Below are 637 nucleotides of genomic sequence, written 5' to 3'. Positions count from 1 at the left end.
CTTTAAAAACTTTGAAAATTATAGAACCAGAGTTAGAGTACTATGCTGTTGATTGAGTGCCCCCGTAATTGGGAAAGACCCAAAAATACTTTCCCAATGCCAAAATAGTCGCAGACCGATTCCATGTCATACGACTATTACAGCATCAATGCATGCTAACCTATCGGGAACTATCAACAAAAATAAAAAGTAATCGCGGCCTATTAGCTCTACTTCGCAAGAAACCCGACAAATTAACCATTCAGCAACTCATTACCAGAGACGCTTTCTTTAAAGAGAATCCCGCTATTGAATCCATCTATCATTTTCAACAAAGTCTTTATGAAATATTAATGAAGAAAACATTAGATAAGCCTCGCTGTCGTCAGCTCATCCCTCAATTCCTGGACATGCTCAACTCACTAAAAAACAGCGCTTTTAAATCATTATGCGCTCTTGGTAAAACCTTAGATTCTTGGAAAGAAGAGATCGTGAGAATGTGGCGATTCAGCAAGTCTAACGGCATTACCGAAGGCTTCCATAGAAAAATGAAATTGATTCAAAGACGAGCCTATGGCTTTAAAAACTTTGAAAATTATAGAACCAGAGTTAGAGTACTATGCTGTTGATTGAGTGCCCCCGTAATTGGGAAAGACCC

Annotated in this window: 1 pseudogene; it reads left to right on the top strand. The window is 38.6% G+C overall.

Annotated features, from left to right (window positions below):
- Positions 1–80: 80 nt before the first annotated feature.
- Positions 81–608, top strand: a pseudogene (locus Lrub_RS15125) (ISL3 family transposase); the annotation flags it as partial.
- Positions 609–637 lie beyond the last annotated feature (29 nt).

The sequence above is a fragment of the Legionella rubrilucens genome (assembly GCF_001468125.1).
GTDB lineage: Bacteria > Pseudomonadota > Gammaproteobacteria > Legionellales > Legionellaceae > Legionella_C > Legionella_C rubrilucens.
This window is presented reverse-complemented; position numbering and strand designations above follow the sequence as displayed.